Here is an 18,768-nt window from a genome sequence, read left to right on the forward strand (position 1 = left end):
GAGGAAGGGGCAAGGGGGCGGGGAAACGATGGCCGGAAAACGCGGTTTTAAGGTTATTTTCTCAAACCATTGCTGAATTTTTCCAAAATCGACGCGGATTTACAGCCTCCCCTTTCGCAAGATGCACCTTCGCCGGATACCCTTTGCGCAACACCCCATCGATCAGCGTCCGAAAGCGTCCGGTTACGTCAGAAGCACGCATTGTTACAATCCTCCATAAAAAGGTGCATTTGTCAGCTCGTTTATGAGGAACAGGCAAGTCATGACGAAGAACAGATTGTTACAAAATCTCAACCACGCCATGACCCGATCCACGATTCATGAACCCGCGCGCGACATTCCCGTGGCGCGCGAGACCGACATCCTCGTTTGCGGCGGCGGCCCGGCCGGCATCGCCGCCGCCTTCACCGCGGCACGCGCCGGCGCGCGCGTCCTCCTCCTCGAACGCCACCCCTTCCTCGGCGGCGTATGGACCGCCGGCGCGCTGACCATTCTGATCGACACCGAGAAAAAACCCGGCCTCAACCGCGAACTCCGCCAGCGTCTCGAAGCGCGCGACGCCGCCACTTACTGCAAGCAGTGGCCCGAGTGGACCGTTTACGGCATCGAGGCCATGAAGGGTCTGCTCGACGAGATGGCGGAGGAAACCGGGATCGGCGTGCAACTCTGCACGCAGGTGACTGCCGTCGCCCGCGAAGGCTCGCGCGTGACCGGCGTGTTCACCGAAAGCAAGTCCGGCCGCGAGTTCGTCCGCGCCCGTACCGTGATCGACACGACAGGCGACGGCGACGTGTGCGCCCGCGCCGGCTGTCCCTTCGAGCACGGCCGCCCCGGCGATGGAAAGACGCAGCCCATGACGCTCTACGGACGCATCGGCGGCTATCGCGGCACGGGCGCCGCCCGCCATCACCCGATGCTCGACATCGCCCGCAAGGCGGGCTTCCCCATCAGTTACGAGGGCGTAACGCTCTTTCCCCAGCCCGACCAGCCCGGTGTCTTCATGCTCATGGCCACGCACCTGTGGGGCAGCGGCATCGACGTGCGCAATCTCACCCGCGCCGAGCTTCAAGGCCGCCGCGAAATCCGCCAGCTCGTCCACATCCTCAAGACGCAGGGCGGCGACGACTGGAAGGACATTTACCTGATCGACACCGGACCTTTCCTCGGCGTGCGCGAGGCGCGCCGCATCCTCGGCCGGTATTACCTCACGCATGACGACCTCCAGGCCGGACGTCGCTTCGACGACGGCATCTGCCATGTGCGCTTCAACGTGGACATTCACCATCCCGATCCGGAGGAGGGAAAAAATCTCTATCATCTGCCGATGCAGCCTTACGACATTCCGTATCGCTGCCTGCTGCCGCGCGACATCGACAACCTGATGATGGCCGGCCGCTGCATTTCGGGCGATCACATCGCCCACTCCAGCTACCGGGTGACGGGCGACGCCATCGCCACCGGAGAGGCAGCCGGCCTGGCTGCCGCGCTTGCGCTGGAAACCCGCATCGATCCGCCGTTCATTGATATCCCCGCCTTCCTCGCCCGCCTCGCCGCCCTGCGCAACAGGCATCCGCTGCCCTGATCGGCTCGGCTCCCCTCCCCCCCCGTCCCCCGGCATGTATCCGGTTTTCCCGGGGCGTTACTCCAGATCAGACAGCGCGGTCAGGCCGGGGATTTTTTGGTAATGGCGGTCAAAGGTCAGCACCGCCGCGCCGTGTTCGAGCGCCGTGGCGCCGATGACGATGTCGGGGAGAGGGATGACGTCGCCGCGCCGGTCCATTTCCCAGGCGAGCCGGGCGGCGCGGCGCTGGGCGGCGGGAGTGAGACCCAGGAACAGCATCGTGCAAAAAGCCGCATCGAAGCGGTCGCGCACATGCGGATCGGTGCGCCCGCGCAGCACTTCGGCCCACACGATGCCGTTGATGGCGAATTCGTATTCGATCTCGAAACGTTGCAGTTCGGCGAGCGGGTCCACCCGCTCGCCGAGTCGTGCGATGAAGAAGCTGCTATCGACCAGAACGAGGTTGCTCATGGGATCAAGGCGTGTGCGTGTGCGAGGAAGCCGCTTACGTGGAAGTTCCCGGGGAGGGAGGCGTGCCAGAATCGCCCGGATCCTCGTTCAACATGCCGCCGCCTTGCCTCAGGCGCTCCTGCCGCAGACGGCGTTTTTCGGAGTTTTCCGAGAAACGCCGCACCGCATCGCGATCGATGTCGGGAGCGTCGAGCAAATCGGAGGGTTTGGGAGCGGCCTCGGCTTCGATCTGTTCGGGCGTGAGGCCGAGCCCTTCGCTGAAAAGGCGGCGCTGCCTGGCGCGGCGCGCGGCTTCACGCAGGGCGAATTCCACCGCTTCGCGTTTCGTTTGCCTGCCAGTGAGCAGCATGACTTCGGCGAGCACATCTTCGGGTATTTCAACGGTCATTTTCATTGGTGGAGTGGAATTGTCGCTCACGGTATGGGCCTTGACCCATATCGCAAGAATAAAGTATGGGTCAACGCCCAACCTGTTTTCATTAAATATATTGTGATATTTTTAACAGGGCCGTCCATACTGATGCCGAAAAAGCTCCGCGCCGATGAGGACGCGGGAGGCAGGCGGATGGGGTTCAGGCCGTATAGTTTTCGCAGCTCGTCTACCGGGGTAATTCTGCATGAAAGGGCGCAACCGGCAGCCGATCGGCGCCATACAGGATCGCTGCCGGTGCATTGGACCACAGGTAACGCACGGCGACAGGTTCGCGAATGTCCGGATTGCCGACACGGATCGTATCGGTCGACTCGATACTTGTCGAGGCCGCTTGAAAGCGTCCGTCGGCGCCCGCCACCTCGAAAGTTTTTCCGGGAGGACGTTGATCCGGCGTGATCAAGCCCAGCGGCAGCGCGCCGGTCCCGGCGGTGAACGTGAGCAACAATCCTGCGCCCTCGCGTCGCACGCCAGCCAGGCGCGGTCCCTCGTCGTTCACGGAGCGGCCATAAACGCGTCGCAAGGCGACGAGCGACAACCGGCGAGCCAGTTCACGTTTATCGGGCGGATGCACGTCGTTGGGCGTTCCGAGATCGATCGACACCGCCATGAAGTTGTCCGGCTCCCTGGTCAGCGACGCCTGCGCCTCGCGGAAAATCGCCCACTCGGGGCGATCCGCACCATCCGAAGCGAAATTGGGCAACTGCACGAGAAGCGCGGGCAAGGCATCGTCGGACCAGCGCCCGCGCAAGTCGGCCAGGAAGGCGCGCAGCAGGTCGGCATATTTCGCGCCCCGCCCGATGTTTTGCTCGCCCTGATACCAGACCATGCCGCACAGGGCATACGGGATTACGGGATTTAACAGCGTATTGAAACAACCGGATGGCGTGTCGCGATGACCCGGACCGGGAGGCACGGAAGGACGGCGCCGGGTAAAGGATCTTCCGGCAGTGGCGGCATCCTGTTTTTCGCGTTCCCATTCGGCCACCTGCCGCTCGTAGTCTGCGTTTCTTTCCGGGAACATCGCGAGCGTTTTGCTCCATTTGTCGGTCATCTCGTGGTCGATCCCGGCGGCACGCAGGGCCTCGGCGCTCATCCAGGATTCGATAAACGTGCCGGCAACCGCACTCACGATGATCCCCTGGGGAACATCGAGATGTGCGTGGAGTTCGCGTGCGAACAGGTAACCGACGGCGGAGAACTCCTTGCGCGCGTCGGGAGCGCTCACCACCCACTGACCTCGAAACTCTGTCTGCGGCGTACCGGCAAACGGCACATGCACCGGGCGCCGCACAAACTGCCGGATGGCCGGCTCCAGCGGCGCATCGACCGCTTCCTCCGCACCGACGGATCGCCCCAGCGACTGTCCGAGCGACCATGCCATGTTGGACTGCCCGGCACACAACCATACGTCACCAACGAGGACATCACGGCTGACTGTCCGGCCGTCGGCGCTTTCGAACAACAGGTCTTGCGCCGGCCCAGTGTCTGGCAACGGCGGCAGCGTCGCCTGCCAGCGCCCGGCGTCGTCGGCCTGCGCCTGTGCCGTCAGCGGGCCATAGCGCACGGTGACGCGCTCGCCCGGTCCGGCAGTTCCCCAAACCGGCACCGGCTTGCCGCGCTGAAGCACCGCATGGTCGCCAAAAAGCGGAGCGGGCTGCGGACGGGCGGACAACACGAGCGCGAAGACACAAAACGCACCGGCTGTCGCGATATATCGGGACTGTTTTTTCATATTCAACCAATGGGACGGGAAACGCATGTCGCTTACCACTGGTTGCCGGACTCCTCGACCGTCCAGGTCGCGGGTGAACGATTGACGATCGCCGGGCGCCCCGCCGGAAGGCCGATGGCGGTGTTGTTGCTGAAAACTCCGCTTCCTGTGACGCCAGCGCCAACATGCACGACATCGGTCGTCGCCGCGGATTCCGGTGCGAGTTCGACACGGTTCCCGTCAAAGGTGACGCGCTGCTCCTTTTTCCCGGTGACGTCAAAGGCACGGAAGTACGGGGAAACAATGCGGTTCCCGGAAACCTCGATGTCGGTGATCGTGTTGTCGCCAGCATAAATCCAGATGGCCCCGCGCTTCTGTCCCGAATAATCGCCGCCGCCGCGCTCGAGAACATTGCGGCGGAAAACACTGCGGGAAACAGGATGATTGGGATAGGAGCCGGTCATATTCACCGTGAAGGCTCCCATGAGCGCATTGTCAGCCAGGTAGTTGTTTTCCATGACATGGCCGGAGCCGCCGGCAAGGTCCATGTTGTGCCCCCACCAGATGCAGGTGACGGTGTTGTGGCGGGCGGTGTTCTGTGTTGACGGCGGATCGTTGCGCCCGGTCTCGGAAAGGAAGGCGATGCCGTCGTCACCACAGCCGCGGATGTGGTTGTTTTCAACAAGGTTGTGGCTGGCCCCGCGATTGAGGTTGATGCCGTCGGCATAGGTGAAGCGGATGCGGCAGTCCCGGACAACGCCGTGCGAGGCTCCGCTCATCCAGAGGCCCACATTCGTGTGCGTGATCCAGAGACGCTCCACCCGCCAGTTGCGGGCATCCCCCGTCACGGGTTTGGCGCCGGACGCACGGTTGGTATGGACCGCGCTTTCCATAAAAAGATCGGCCAGCGCAGGTCCGTCGCCGGTGAGATGGAAGCCCATGTTGCCCGCCCAGGTCGTGCCCGCGACCGTACCGACGATACGGGTATGCCACATGCCCGCTCCCCGCACGATGACCGGGCCGTCGAGAGTCAAACGCTGCGTCTGGATCCAGGTGCCGGCGGGAATCCAGACTATCTTGTTTTGCAGGCGCGCGGCGGCGATCGTGGCGGCGATGGCCCCGGTGTCGTCGGTCACGCCATCGCCTTTCGCCCCGTTGTCGCGGACATCCAGATACGTGCCTTCCGGAGGCGGAGGGAGAGGAGGCCCGGCAAGTTCCAGGTCCACGAGGTCGATCCGGTAATACGCCGCGGTATCGTCCGGCGTCTTGCGGAGCTGGAGCCTGTCGCCGGGCTGCAGCGCCGGACCGGTGACGAAGGCGCGGGTTTCCTCCCAGAAGACATGCGCGCCCTCCGGAGAAGGGGTACTGTCCTGTCCGTTTTGCCCGGGAGCGCCGTACAGCCAGTTGTGCCGGGAGGAAAGGGCAAGCGACTGCCGGGTCTGACCGTTGACAAGGAGTGTAATCGTGGCGTCGATACCACCACCGTCAGGCGCATCCGGAATGCAATGCCGGATAACGATGGAGTCGGCCTCGGCGGCGACGGGAATCTCGAGCGTATCGCCCGTGGCAGCAAGTTCGACGAAGGCGCGACCGGACGCCTCCTGCCCGGGCGTCGGAATGCGTGCGGGCGGCGCCGTCATGCGCACGATGCGCGCGCCGGAGCCAACCAGACTGTTTTCGGGTGATTCGGCTTCACGGGTGACGAAAGGAAGCCGCGCGCCGACATCGGCGACGGCAGGCACATCCGCAACGGAACGGACCGGAAGGGCGAAGGCGGCGGCGGAGCCGATGACAATGGCGATCGGGGCGAGGCGTCGGAGATGTTTCATGGTGGCTTGCCGGGTTGCCGGAAAACGGATTGCCGGAAAACGCCTTTGGCAGGCATCACGATGCCCGGCCGGCAGCGGCTGCTACAGGAGATTGACGGGTTGGCTGATCGTCGGGATTTCAGTTTTGGGCGGAGCGGCGAGACCATCGGCAAACTCGCCTTCGATGAGTGTCAGGCGCGGCACGGCAGGCAGGCCGCGTTCGTTTTGCATGAGCGCGGCAACGACCATGTCCACTGCCACGGAGCCGTGCAGTTCGTGGTGCTGGTTAAACCCGGCCGTTTTGGGATACTCCGGCGACCAGTCGTTGTTGATGAAAGCGACATCCTGCGGCACACGCCACTTCATCCGGCGCAGGGACTGCCACACGATTTCCTCGCCGAGGATGATTTCGGGGCGGTTTTGCGCGATCCACGCCTGGATGCCCGGCACAGCGTCTTCGGTCGGTTCGGGAAATATATGCGTGAGGATCCGGTGCGTGCGGGGCAGGTGCTTTTGCAGGAACCAGGTGGGATAAAGCACGCCGTGATCGACGCGATTGTCATAGGATCTGGATACGACAACGGCGATGCGCCGGTACCCGAACTCCACGGCCTTGGTGAGCATAAGGTGAAAGCCGTGCGAGGTATGCACAGCCACCCGGTGCAGTTGCGGCCTGGTGAACGAGAATCCGAGCGCGACGGCGGCGTAGTGTTTCCAGTCGAGTCTTTCCAGTATCTCCGACGGTCGCAGGATGCCCGCCACGATGAGTCCCGTGATATTGCGATTGCGCAGGATCGAGGCGAGCCGGCGGGCGGTAAGGTGCGGCTCGTGGAGCCAGATCGGTTCCAGCGCATAACCGAGTTCGCGGGCACGTTCCTGGGCTCCGCGATAATGGCGGCCCATATAGAGCGGCAGGTTGTTGATGTGACCGCTTTCGGGATGCGTATTCAGAAACCCGAGACTCGCCTGAAACGCCGGTGTGCGCGTCGTGCGCAGGTGAGCCATATAAGCAGCAGCGAGCGGATTGGGCCGCCAGCCGAGTTTCTCGGCGGCAGCACGGATGCGCTTGCGCGTTTCGGACGGGATCTTGGAGTGGCCGCGCAGGGCATGGGAAACGGTGGACTGATTGCATCCGCAGGCAGCGGCGATCTCGCGGGTCGTGGGGTTTCTGTTAGGCATCGTGATGCCTGAAATTGGGCTTTAGCATTTCGGACCGCAAGTTGATATGGGCGGCACGATCCTCCGATTCACCGCCAATCATCAATCCCCCCGACACCCGTCTCCGTCATGTCACTCCCCGAAAAATCCCGTCGCCATCCCGTCGCCCCCCACCGCCCTCCCGCGGGCTTCACCCTCATCGAGCTGCTCACGGTCATCGCCATCATCGGCATCCTCGCGGCGATCATCCTGCCGACGGTTTCCCGTGTCCGGAAGACGGCCCGCAAGATTCAATGCGCAAACAACATGCGCCAGATCGCCACTGCAATGCTGCTGTATGCCAACGACCATCGCGGCAACCTGCCGGTGGCGGTCGACGGAAGCGAACGGTGGGATTCCATGCTGCGCACCTACCTGGGCATCGTCCCCGTCGCGGGAGGCGGCGCGGCCAGTCCGTCACTCATCTACAAATGTCCGGAGGATCCGCGTCCGCTCGTGGTCTCGGAATCGCCGGCGAAATGGGCGCGCTCCTATACGCTGTTGCGCGCCAACGACAGCGAGAACCAGTGGGCCCAGGGCATCGGTGTTTTCGGCTCGGTCGGCGGAGTCCAGTACAGCCGCAATCTGTCGGAACTGGCATTTCCCTCCAAGTCGGTGATGTTCACCGAACTGTTTACCAGTTCATCCGGCGCGATCGTGGACAATTACCAATACGCCGGCGCCTTCTGCATCTCGACCGGGTGGCACGCTGACACGGGTGACAAGGTCACCGGACGCATCAATGGCGGATTCTACCACGGCAACTCCATCAATTTCGCCTTCGCCGACGGTCACATCGAGTCCACCAACCCGAAAAATATCAATACGAGCGCGTTCAATCATTTCCGGGCCTGGTAAACGGTGCGGCGGCAGCGAACGCGAAGCGCAACGCCCCACATCAACGCCACCCGGATCACCGCCAGGGTAACGGAGACAGCCACACCCGTGCCCCGCCCCTGCCTGATCCTCTCCCACCTGCTCCCGACCTCCATGCATATGAACATACCATCATCCTCCCTGGTTCCCAAACTCGCGGCGTCCCTCGTGGCTTCCGCAACCCTCGCCATCAGCGCATTCGCGTTCGATGTCATCAACGAAGACTTCAGCTCCGGCTGGAGCGGCCTGTCCGCATCCGGCTGGACGCGCATGGCCTACAATACGACCGGCGCCCCCTCCCTGATCGCACTCGACGGCGGAACGGGAAGCGCAGCGAAGTTCAACAATGTCGGCATCGCGAAGGATTTTTCGTCCACGCTCACGCTCGCCAAAGATTTCGAACTTACCGCCAGCATCACGGCCAGCGCCTACCAGCGTTCGGTCTATATTCTCGTGACCAGCGCGCCCGATGCGGAAGGGAAAATCTCCGGCTACGGCCTGGTGCTCAACACAGCACTGGAAAACAACTACGGCGGCCAGGGATGCGTTTCCATTCGCAAACTCGACGGCGTGATCGCCGCGGACCTCAAGGCAAACGATCCCCTCGGCTCCAACCTCACCACGCCGGTGGCATCCGGCATCACGCTCTCCATCGGGGCCGACCCGACGTCGGCCAGCCAGTTTGGCTCGATCCGCCTCACCTGGAATGCCGTCGATGGCTCACTTGATCTGTATCTCGGCGGCAGTTCGGTGGCTGCGGCATCGATCAGGGACACGTCGTTCTCGTCGTTTTCCAACATCTACATTTCGGGAAACAGCGCCGGCTACTTCGACAGTCTCACGCTCACGACGACAGCCAGTCCGATCCCCGAACCCGGCACGTATGCGTTGATTGCAGGTGGCATGCTTCTGATATGTGCGCTCATGCGCCAGCGTGCACGACGACGCTCCGCGTGAACGGTCTGCTGCCGCTGCCCTGCGGGGCGGCAGTTCCATTCATCGGGACGGGCTTCCCTCCGTTCAGGGAATCTCGCTGTAGGGACGGCTGGCCACGCGCCAGTCCCAGAAAAGTGTGTTGCGGTGGCCGCCGTGCGTGAGCTTGCGCGGCACCTTGTCTCCCCATGTCGTTTTGGCAGTAGCCGAGCCGAGACGGCCATAATCCATGTCCTGCAGGGCGATGCCTTCGCGAACACGCAGGAGCACCGAATCCAGTTCGGTATACAGCATCGGTTTCAGTGTGCTGCCCTTCCCGAATGGATACACATCCAGGACCTGCGGCGTTTCCTTGCTTGCCGCAGGTGGACAGAAGTAAGGTGGCCCTCCCGCAGTCGGAGACTTTGCGACAAAACCGCTGCAAATATACGAAGCAGGGAGCTGAAATTCATCGGTGTTGGGCAACCCGATGTAGGGGGCCAGATAAAGCATGAGAGGCTTGCCGTCCTTGTTTACGTATTTTGAACCGTCCACTACCTGCTCGACGACATCCTGATCCAACGGACCGGGAAGGCGGTCGCGATTGTCGTTTACGTAGAGATGGATGGCAACTCCCCACGAGCGGAGCGCGGTCTTGCACTGGGCGTCGCGGGCCTTGTCGCGGACTTTCGCTGTAACAGGAATCAGGATGCCGGCGAGGATGCCGATGATGGCGATCACGGTGAGCAGCTCGACCAGCGTGAAGGCGCGGCACAGGGGAGGGTGTTGGCGGAAAGATTTCATGGCGATGGCGGGGTCAGGCCCGACAACCGGACGATGCGGTCGTCAACAGGACGCAGGGTGGCGAGGTGGCGGGTGGCACGGTCGAGAGCCTGGACAAGGTCGGCGTTCGCCGCGTAAGCCCTGGCGGCCAGACGCGTGATCTGGATGGCGAGGTTGTTGGGCTCCTTGTCGAGGCTGCGCCAGGTCCAGGGTTTTTCGTTGGCGAGATAGGGAGCGATGAATGCAAAGCCTTTTTCGAGGCCGCGTCCGTCGGGCGTGCGGTAGTGCCAGAGATCCTCTCCGATAATATCGCCGCAGCGGGCGAGCGCGGTGAAGGCCCGCAGGGCATAGACGGAGTAGTTGAACGAACGGTTGCGCTTGAGTTCCTGCGGCAAGCTGCCGTCGGCCACCATCTGCTGCGCAATCCGGTCGCGTCCGCGGAGGACGGCCTCGCGGGCTCGGGCGGTGTGTCCGCTGTAGATCGAAAAGGCGGCGATCTGTGCATCGTACCAGACGCCATGGTTGCTGTCGGAACGGAGCTCCTCCTTGCCAAGGGGACTTTCGAGCAGCCAGGTCGTGTAGTCGTAAAACCAGCGGCGGAGCGCATCGTCGTCGGCCCGGGTCCAGCTTCGGGAGGTTGCGAGAAGTTTTACGGAATCGAGCAGGCCGATCAGCTCGGCGCCCTCGATGATGCCGATCGCCATGCCGTCATGGACGCCGGGCAGCGATGACGAGTAGTTGAAATTCGGATTCATCCGTGTGGCAGGCGCGATGAACCAGGCACGCAGGATGTCGGCGGCCTTGGCAGCATGGCGTTCGTCCTCCGTGCAGAACCAGGCGAGGGCCAGCGCGTTGACGCGGATGCGCATGACCACGTAACGGCGTTTGTCGTAGTCGGGACCGTTTGTGTCGGGATTCACATGGCCATCCCGGCGAATCCAGGGCATGCTGTCGGGCGTGTCGGGGTTGGGCCAGGAGTAGCTGCCGATGGCGAAGAAATCGTGCTTGTCCCCGGAGGGCGGGATACGGGTTTTGTTGACGACGGAGTCGGGTGTGACGGCGAGATACGAGGTGGCTTCCCGAAGGAGAGTTTCGAAGGCGGGTTGCCGTTCGGGTTTGCCGGCCCGGATCTCGGCGCGAATGGCGAGGAGATCGGCGTGGTCGATATTGACGAGAGCAGGCGGGCGGGTCTCCGCAGGACCGGCGGTGGCGGCAGAGAAGGCGAATGCCATCGCCGGGAGCATGGCGAGGAGATGTCGGCGGGATTTCATGGTGGTCATTGTCGGGGCAACCGGCCCGATGGGTCACAAAAGGAAGCGTGTGTCTGGAGACTGGGAGGCAGAAGATATCAGCGGGCCTGCCGGCGGATGCGACGAACGAGAATCAGGGCACCCACGCCAAGGCCGGCGGTCAGGGCGATACCGGCAGGTTCGGGGATGGTGCCCGCAGGGGCAAAGCCGAAGTTGTTGAGACCGAGAGTGACCGTCTGTCCTGACTGGGCGGTGACGTTGACCGTGATTTCCACCGAACCGATCAGATCGACGCCGGACGCCTTGTAGCCGAAATACAGACCCTGGGCTCCGGCAAGCGATTCGTCCATGGTCTGGGTGGAAAGAGCCGTGCCGGCCACGGAGAAGAAGGTGGCCGTGATGGATGTCACCCGGGAGAACTGGCCGCTGGGCCCCGTGAGAAGGAATCCGACCGCGGCGACGCCTTCGCCTGTCGTGAAGCTTCCACCGTCCAGCGAACCAAACTCGATGGTCGCCTTGACGTAGCCGGCGGCGCCTCCGTTGACGAGACGCATGCCGGTATCCGTCGCCAGGTAGTCGGGATTGGTGAGTTCGCGGCCCGCCTCGGTGTTCACGCTGGTCCCGGAAATGGAGAAACGGACATCGGGACGGTTGGCCTCGGTAAACGAAAACGTGTTGGTCGATGTCCCGTATCTCTCGAATCCCGCAAACCCCTCTTTAATGACGGCAAAACCGTCGGTCGTTTCGAGCACGGATTTTTCGGTGCTCCCGGTCACTGTTTTCGTGATACCGATTTTTCCGGTATCCTTGTCCATGGAACCGGGGCCGGTCGTGAGCACGGGATCGGTGATCACGACCGCATGCAGTTGGGACGCGGAAAGCAGGAGTGCGGCAGAGGCGAGAGAAGCAAGGCGGGTGAACGGTTTCGTTGTGTTTTGCATGGTGTTTTGCGGGTCGGTTGACGGGTGATGAACCGGGCGGGGGCCTGATCGCTCATAAAAATGGATTGCGTGGCGGGCAAAACAAGGTGTTTTAGGGTTAACACGTTTACCTCATTTAAATACGCAATGATTTCAAAATCGCCGACTTATCGTGATATTGCGCAACGGGCGGGAGTGAGCATTGCGACCGTAAGTTTCGCGTTGCGCAACCGGTCCAAGGTATCGGAAGAAACGCGACGACGGATCAAGGCCATCGCCGCGGAGTGCGGTTACCGGCCCAATCCGATGGTGACGGCGCTGATGTCGCAACACCGGCGGCGGTCGGCACGGCAGCAGATGCGGGCGATCATCGTATCGTTTTCTCCGGGCTGGATGCCGGAGGCGGCCGGCGGGCATTCGACCCTCTCCCGCTTCCGGGACGGGGAACGGACAGCGTGCGAGGAGACCGGTTTCATTCTCGAAGGCATGTTGTGGGGGGAATTCGAGGAATCGGCCCGGCGTGTGTTCGCCCGGCTGCGCGCGCGTCGGGTGCCCGGCGTGGTGTTTCGCGGCGGCAGCGTGCCGAAATGGTGCGAGTCGGGCTGGGACAACTACGCGTTCGCCGCCCTCGGCTCTCCGCTCAGGAATTTCAACGCGCATCTCAGCATGGCCGATCACTACGGCAACGCGTGGCTGGTGATGGACAGGCTGGCCGCGCTGGGATACCGGCGCCCGGGATTCGTCCTGGAGCGGTCATTATGGGTCAATTACCGGGCGCTGTCCGCCTATATGGGCTGGGCCAGGATCAACGGATACGAGGCTCCCGCGCCGCTGGTGGTGGACCACTGGGACCGCGAGGCGTTTCTGCGCTGGTTCGGGCAGGGACGGCCGGACGCCATCGTGGTGTCGTCAGGGGAGCCGATCGACTATCTGAAAGTAGCAGGGATCCGCATTCCGGAGGATGTCGGGATCGCTCATCTGGATCTGGATGATTCGTGGCAGCACCTGGCCGGAGTCAGGCAAAACAACTTCGAGGCAGGTCGCGCCGCCGTGCATCTGGTGATCGACCAGATCAACCGCAATGTCTGCGGCATTCCGGAGCATCCGCGTTCCATGTTCATCACTGGCGACTGGTTCGCCGGGCCAAGCGTGAGGAAGCAAGAACGCTGATGCGCGAAAGAAGGGCGAACCGCCGCCGTCACAGCTTCGCCGCGGCCGCTTCGTCCACCAGCCACACGGTTTTGTCGGCGACGGTTTTGAGGATCTGCGAAGGCGTTTCGTTCGGCGCGTAGTGTCCCTTCATGACACGGTGCAGCGCGTCGGCCTTGCCGGCGCCGAGCGTCATGACCACGATCAGGTCACAGGCGGCAAGGCCAGTGGGCGTGATCGTCAGGCGCCAGCCCTTGCCGGGGACTTCCTGCGCGCCGAAAAGGGCGCCACCGTCCCCGGCCAGGAGCGGCGTGCCCGGAAAGAGCGAGGCGGTGTGGCAGTCGTCGCCCATGCCGAGGAAGCAGACATTGTAGGCGCGGGCATGGGCGCCGCTGGCCGGATCGCGGAGCGCAGCAAGGGCCGGGGCGTAGGCGTGCGCAGCTTCGGCGGGCGCGAGGTGGACGGGCCACGGATGACGGCGGCCCGCGGGAACGCCGAGCGGATCAAGCAGGTCGCGGACCGCGTTGCCGAAATTGCTCTCGGGGCTTTCGGGCGGCACGTGGCGTTCGTCGCTCACCGTCCAGTCGATCGCCGCGGCAACGGCGGCCGGGAGTGCGCCGGTCGTGACGGCCCAGCGATACCACTCCTTCGGCGTGCCGCCGCCGGTCAGCGCCCAGAGAAAACGTTCCCCCTCGGGCGTGCGGCTGCGCTGTTCGAGCGCGAGATCGAGCGCGGTTTGAAAGAACGCGGATTTTTCCGCAACAAGGAGGCGGCCGTAAGGTGTGGTGGTCATGGGAAAAGCTGAAACGCTGAAAACTGAAATGCTGAAACCGGAATGCGGTGTGACAGATGGAAGCGAGCAGGAGATTTGCTCCATTTCAGCTTTTCAGTTTTCAGCATTTCAGCTTTTCAGAAAAACATCGCCTCGGAGAGCGCGGCTTCGGGGGCGAGGAGGTTGATGGCGGTCTTGATCTCCTCGCGGCCCTCGCCGTAGTCGGCCTCGAGTTGCGCACAACCGTGGTGGAGTTTGCCGGCCCAGCGGAAGTGGTGCGCGTTGCCGTATTCGAAAATCAGCTCGGTCTCGTCGGTCGCGAGTTTGGGCGACGCGCTGAAGTGGAGCGGCAGCCCGGCAGGCGCGCCGCAATCGGCGAGGCGTTCATGCGCCCAGTGGAGAAGCGAGCGCGCCTCGGCCACGACGCCCGCGCCGGCGTGGGCGCGGATGCCCTGGAGGCCGTCGGCGAGCGCGGCGGGTTCGTAATTCGCAAGGAACTGGCCGATGGACTGGCGCACGGGCAGCAGGCGGGCGTGGGCGAGATCGCGCACGGCGGCGGGGTTGGGCCAGTTGAAGGTGAGCACGTCGGCCGGCGCGATGGCGCTGTCGAAAATCACCCGCTTGGAGCGGCCGAGCAGGTAACGGTAGTCGCTGAGCCGGGTGCTGGAGGTGAAGCGGTGGACCCAGTAATAGAGCGGCAGGTCGGTGGAGAGGCAGATGGAAACCTGGTCTTCCAGATACTGGCGCGCGCTCATCGGGTAACTGAGAAGCACGAACTCGCAGCAGCGGAGATCGCCGCGGGTTTTTCCCGGATGGCATTCGCCATAAATCTTGGCGCGCATCTCGTCGCCGACTTCGTCGTAACGCATGGGGCAAAGCACGACGACGCGGCACGGATAACGGCGGGAAAATTCGACGGCGATGCGAAACTGGACAAGCGCATCCTCCTCGGTGGTCTGGAAACCGAGGTGGAGCACGAAGTTCACCTGCGTGGCCTTGGGGTCCTCGATGCCCGCGGAAGCCGGATCGTCGGGATCGAGGCCGGTGATCTCGGGGTTGGACCAGAGGCTGGCGAGGCTTTTGGAAATGGCGTCAACGGGAACCTCGATTCCGGGCAGGGCGTTGAAAATGGCAGGCATGGTGGAATTTTCGATTCTGGATTTTCGATTCTCGATTGGGCGCTGCCGCGCCGGATTTATCAGACAGGAGGTTCTAGAAATTGAACAGAAGGCAACGAAGAGAACGAAGAACAACCAAGGAAGCAGATGCCTCATTCTTGTTTAACTCAATTGGAATAAATAAATTATCATTCATTGCCTTCTTTGTTTTCCCTTCGTTACCTTGGTTTCCTTCTGTTCAAAAATGAGTTTTTGGAACCTCGAGGATGGAGAGGCAGCTCCTGATCGGGAATCGAAAATCAGGAATCGAAAATCGAAAATTCCCTCACGGTTTTCTCCAGGTGTGGCCTTCGCGGGCGAGGAGGGCGTCGGCGGCGGCCGGGCCCCAGGAGCCGGCGGCGTAGGTGTCGATGCCCTCGCGGCCGGCGGCGGCCCAGGCTTCGAGGAGGGGCGTGTAGAGTTTCCAGGAGGTCTCGGCCTCGTCGCCACGGATGAAGAGCGTGCCGTCGCCGATCATCGCATCGAGCACGAGGCGCTCGTAGGCTTCGGGCGTGTTGGAACCGAAGGTGGCGCTGTAGCGGAAGTTCATCTTCACCGGCTGGGTGCGGGTTTCGAGGCCAGGCACCTTGCCGTTGAGGATGAGGTTGAGCCCTTCGTCGGGCTGGATCTGGAACGAGAGCGTGTTGGGAGCGAGGTCGAAACCGCCGCCGGCAAAGAGCGTGCCGGGCGGGCGCTTGAACTCGATGGCGATTTCGGTGACGCGGCGCGCCATGCGTTTGCCGGAGCGCAGGTAAAACGGCACGCCCTGCCAGCGCCAGTTGTTGATCGAGAGGCGGATCGCCGCGTAGGTCTCGGTCGCGGATTTTTCGGAGATGCCCTCCTCTTCCAGATAACCTTTCACCTGCTTGCCGCCCGTCATGCCGGCGGCGTACTGGGCGCGGGCCACGTCGGATTCGGGTCCGGAGCCGAGCCGGAGAGGCTGGATGGCTTTCAGGAGCTTGACCTTCTCGTCACGGACGGCTTCGGCGGCGAGCGACACAGGCGGCTCCATCGCGGTGAGCGCGACGAGCTGCATGGTGTGGTTCTGGATCATGTCGCGCAGGCAGCCGCTCTGCTCGTAATAACCGCCGCGCGTGCCCACGCCGACTTCCTCGGCCACGGTGATCTGCACGGAGTTGATGTAGTTGCGGTTCCAGAGCGGTTCAAAGATGGCGTTGGAGAAACGCTGCACGAGCATGTCCTGCACGGTCTCCTTGCCGAGGTAGTGATCGATCCGATACACCTGGTGCTCCTCGAAGACACGGCGGATGGTGCCGTTGAGTTCGAGGGCGGAGGCGAGGTCCCTGCCGAAGGGTTTTTCGATGATGACCTTGGCGTGATGCGGCTGGCCGAGGTATTTCGAGGCGAGACCGGAGGCGCCGAGGTTTTCCAGGATGGGTTCGAATACGGAAGGCGGCGTGGAGATGTAGAAAAGCGTTTGCAGTTCGCGGCCGTGCTTCTTTTCGAGTCCGGTGATGTGGGCGGCGAGGCGTTTGAAGGCTTCGGGATCATCGTAGCCGCCGGCGACGTAGGTGGTGCGGGAGGCGACGCGGTCCCAGACGTCGGCATTGAGCTCGCGGCGGGAAAACTCTTTCACGGCGTCGGTGGCGATCTTCCGGAATTCGTCGTCGGGGATGGGCTTGCGTCCGTAGCCGACGAGATGGAAATCGGCGGGGAGGAGGTTGTCGAAGCCGAGGTTGTAGATGGCGGGGATGAGCTTGCGGGCGGTGAGGTCGCCGGATGCGCCAAAAATGACGATGACGGTGGGCGGAGCGCCCCGGTGCTTGCTGAGACCTTGCAGGAACGGATGGCGGTGAGCGTCGGCGGCAGACATGAGTGAGTCGATTGGTCGGAAGGGGAACTGGTACGCACAGATGCCCGGCAAGCAAGTTTTATGAGGGCAAATCGCCGTGCTGATGTCGGTTGCGTGCTGACCGGGCGCGCCTCAGAGCAGGTCGCGGCGGACCTTGCGGGCGAGGATGTCCTCGAAGTGCTTGCGCAATGTTTTCTCCTTGCCGTCGAGGCCGGGCATGCGGGCGAGCCACTGGTACACTTCCTCGCGCAGGTGCTTCGGCATCGCGGGCGGCAGGCGGGCGGCTTTTTCGAGCGCCGCCACCACCTTGTCCGCCACCACCTCGCACATGCGCTGCGCGGTCGCGGAGCTGTGGAGACCCGCCAGGCGCGTGACCACGTCCCCGGCCGGCGGCGGCGGGCGCAGGGCCGCGGCGAGGCCGTCGCCGCGCGGGCGCTGTTTCTGCACGATCTTGTAGAGAATGAGGCTGGGGGCGACGACCGACACGGTGCGCGGCCAGAAGCTCGCCATCAGGTTCCAGGGTGCGCCGCCGGGCTGGTCGCCGGAGGCGCGGATGTCGCTGCGCAGGATCACCGCCGGGATGTCGGCAAACTTGGCGAACATGAATTCCACCAGCGTGCCGCTGTCGAGTTCGGCGCCGTCGAAGCTGAAGAGGGCGAGGTCGCTCTCGACGAGGGCGAGGAGATCCTTGTCGCGGATCGTCTTGGCGCGCCTGTTGCGAAACTCGATGTCCTGCGGCAGCCGGCAGAGGAAGCGGCCATGCGAGCGCTCGTAGATTTCCTCGGCCAGCCACGCGTTGCCGATGAGGTGCTTGAGGCTGAACAGCTCGCCGCCGAAATAAACGTTGAACGCCGGATGCTTGTTGCCGCCGGAGGAGGACTGGCCGGACCGGGCCTTGGTGACCTTGGCCTTGGATGATTTGGGCATGAAAAGCGAAAGTCAGGGGAGACGATCAGGAAAAGCCCACGAAAGACACAAAAGGACACGAAAAGAATACCATAACTTTATGATCCGGATTTTCGGGTCCTTTCGTGTGTTGCACGGGCCAAAACCTCATTTTGTCGGCATGGCTTATTCGAGGCCGAGTTTCTGGCGGCCGGCTTCGGAGATCATCTGCGGGTTCCAGACCGGATCCCAGACGATGTGAACCTTGGCGGACTCGACAGCCGGAAGGGCGGCGATCTTCTGGCGCGCATCCTCGGCGATCACCGGCCCCATGCCGCAGCCGGGGGCGGTCAGCGTCATCTTCACCTCGACGGTGTGGAGATCGGGATTGGCCGGGGATTTTTCGATGGAGAGATCGTAGATGAGGCCGAGGTCCACGATGTTGACGGGAATCTCGGGATCGAAGCAGGTCTTGAGGACATCCCAGACCGCCTGCTCGCTGAAAACGCCGCCGGAGGCCGGGGCGGCGGCGGACACCGGACCGAGCGTGGAGAGCTCAAAACCGGCGATGGCGTCGGCATTTTCCCGCGACACGAGAAAAAGGCCGCGATCGGTGCGGAGGGTGACGTTGCCGCCGAGGGTCTGGACCACATCGACCGCGGTGCCAGCCGGGAGGGCGGCGGCGTCGCCAGCGGGAATCGCGGTGGCCGGGGTTTCCTTGAGAAGGCGTGTGCTCATGAGAGGCAGTCTCGGAAGCATCGCGGCAGAGTGTCGAGCCTGGAGCGGTCCGGATGTCCAACATACTGGCCCCGATATCCAACAGATCAGGCGGCGGGGGGGGGGAGGGGGGACCTGCACGATGATGGACGGCGGATGTTCCTGGAGCGGCTGCGCCGCAATCGAAGTTTTCCGGAAGGGAATAGCCGCAAAGAGGCAGCACAAAAGGCGCAAAAAAACGGAAGGAGCGTTTTTGTTTGTTCGTCTGATTTTTTGCGCTTTTTCGTGCCTTTTTGCGGCCATTCAAAACAAGCCACCGCTATATGGAAATCATGCTCTTGGGTACATAGTTT

General features: G+C 63.0%; 17 protein-coding genes. 4 read left to right on the forward strand and 13 right to left on the reverse strand.

The genetic code is table 11. From position 1 onward, the window contains the following. Positions 1–277 precede the first annotated feature (277 nt). Complete coding sequence (locus OPIT5_08395) at positions 278–1,582, forward strand: FAD binding protein (protein ID AHF90215.1); 1,305 nt, start codon at positions 278–280, stop codon at positions 1,580–1,582. 57 nt (positions 1,583–1,639) lie between these two features. Here the strand turns inward: OPIT5_08395 and OPIT5_08400 are convergent, their stop codons facing one another. The 5 genes from OPIT5_08400 to OPIT5_08420 form a co-directional block, all read right to left on the reverse strand. Next, positions 1,640–1,831 carry a twitching motility protein PilT gene (locus tag OPIT5_08400; GenBank protein AHF90216.1) on the reverse strand — a complete coding sequence of 64 codons (192 nt, stop codon included), beginning with the start codon at positions 1,829–1,831 and terminating at the stop codon, positions 1,640–1,642. Positions 1,832–2,066: 235 nt separating this feature from the next. Then, positions 2,067–2,426, reverse strand: coding sequence for a hypothetical protein (locus OPIT5_08405; protein ID AHF90217.1), 360 nt, complete (start codon positions 2,424–2,426; stop codon positions 2,067–2,069). A gap of 205 nt (positions 2,427–2,631) precedes the next feature. Beyond that, a complete protein-coding gene (locus OPIT5_08410; protein ID AHF90218.1) occupies positions 2,632–4,197 on the reverse strand; it encodes a sialate O-acetylesterase in 1,566 nt (521 codons plus the stop codon). 32 nt (positions 4,198–4,229) lie between these two features. Continuing rightward, entirely contained in the window at positions 4,230–6,005 is a 1,776-nt protein-coding gene (locus tag OPIT5_08415) for a hypothetical protein (GenBank protein AHF90219.1), read from the reverse strand. Positions 6,006–6,086: 81 nt separating this feature from the next. Continuing rightward, the gene (locus tag OPIT5_08420) at positions 6,087–7,163 is read right to left on the reverse strand and encodes a LacI family transcriptional regulator (GenBank protein AHF90220.1); all 1,077 of its coding nucleotides are present in this window, start codon (positions 7,161–7,163) and stop codon (positions 6,087–6,089) included. A 108-nt stretch (positions 7,164–7,271) separates the two neighbouring features. Here OPIT5_08420 and OPIT5_08425 point away from each other — a divergent pair, with 108 nt between their 5' ends. Next, entirely contained in the window at positions 7,272–8,039 is a 768-nt protein-coding gene (locus OPIT5_08425; protein AHF90221.1) for an N-terminal cleavage protein, read from the forward strand. 132 nt (positions 8,040–8,171) lie between these two features. Continuing rightward, complete coding sequence (locus tag OPIT5_08430; protein ID AHF90222.1) at positions 8,172–9,014, forward strand: anchor protein; 843 nt, start codon at positions 8,172–8,174, stop codon at positions 9,012–9,014. A gap of 63 nt (positions 9,015–9,077) precedes the next feature. Here the strand turns inward: OPIT5_08430 and OPIT5_08435 are convergent, their stop codons facing one another. From OPIT5_08435 to OPIT5_08445, 3 genes are all read right to left on the reverse strand, one after another. Next, positions 9,078–9,773 carry a hypothetical protein gene (locus OPIT5_08435; GenBank protein ID AHF90223.1) on the reverse strand — a complete coding sequence of 232 codons (696 nt, stop codon included), beginning with the start codon at positions 9,771–9,773 and terminating at the stop codon, positions 9,078–9,080. After that, positions 9,770–11,032 (reverse strand): Alginate lyase, encoded by a 1,263-nt coding sequence (locus OPIT5_08440; GenBank protein AHF90224.1) that lies wholly within the window; start codon positions 11,030–11,032, stop codon positions 9,770–9,772. The genes OPIT5_08435 and OPIT5_08440 overlap by 4 nt, the downstream gene beginning before the upstream one ends. Before the next feature lie 68 nt (positions 11,033–11,100). Continuing rightward, positions 11,101–11,943 carry an anchor protein gene (locus tag OPIT5_08445; protein ID AHF90225.1) on the reverse strand — a complete coding sequence of 281 codons (843 nt, stop codon included), beginning with the start codon at positions 11,941–11,943 and terminating at the stop codon, positions 11,101–11,103. A 126-nt stretch (positions 11,944–12,069) separates the two neighbouring features. On the opposite strand from OPIT5_08445, the gene OPIT5_08450 reads away from it, so the two are divergent. Beyond that, positions 12,070–13,092 (forward strand): LacI family transcriptional regulator, encoded by a 1,023-nt coding sequence (locus tag OPIT5_08450; protein AHF90226.1) that lies wholly within the window; start codon positions 12,070–12,072, stop codon positions 13,090–13,092. A 28-nt stretch (positions 13,093–13,120) separates the two neighbouring features. Here OPIT5_08450 and OPIT5_08455 read toward each other — a convergent pair whose 3' ends face one another. The 5 genes from OPIT5_08455 to OPIT5_08475 form a co-directional block, all read right to left on the reverse strand. Continuing rightward, positions 13,121–13,864, reverse strand: coding sequence for a 6-phosphogluconolactonase (locus OPIT5_08455; GenBank protein AHF90227.1), 744 nt, complete (start codon positions 13,862–13,864; stop codon positions 13,121–13,123). A gap of 116 nt (positions 13,865–13,980) precedes the next feature. Further along, entirely contained in the window at positions 13,981–14,982 is a 1,002-nt protein-coding gene (locus OPIT5_08460; GenBank protein AHF90228.1) for a glucose-6-phosphate dehydrogenase, read from the reverse strand. A gap of 304 nt (positions 14,983–15,286) precedes the next feature. After that, the gene (locus tag OPIT5_08465; GenBank protein ID AHF90229.1) at positions 15,287–16,834 is read right to left on the reverse strand and encodes a glucose-6-phosphate 1-dehydrogenase; all 1,548 of its coding nucleotides are present in this window, start codon (positions 16,832–16,834) and stop codon (positions 15,287–15,289) included. Between the two features lie 111 nt (positions 16,835–16,945). After that, on the reverse strand, positions 16,946–17,740 hold the full coding sequence (locus OPIT5_08470) for a nucleoside 2-deoxyribosyltransferase (GenBank protein ID AHF90230.1): 795 nt from the start codon (positions 17,738–17,740) through the stop codon (positions 16,946–16,948). 144 nt (positions 17,741–17,884) lie between these two features. After that, positions 17,885–18,436, reverse strand: a complete 552-nt coding sequence (locus tag OPIT5_08475; protein ID AHF90231.1) for a FeS assembly SUF system protein SufT — start codon at positions 18,434–18,436, stop codon at positions 17,885–17,887. Positions 18,437–18,768: the final 332 nt, after the last annotated feature.

Source organism: Opitutaceae bacterium TAV5, assembly GCA_000242935.3.
Classification (GTDB): Bacteria; Verrucomicrobiota; Verrucomicrobiia; order Opitutales; family Opitutaceae; genus Geminisphaera.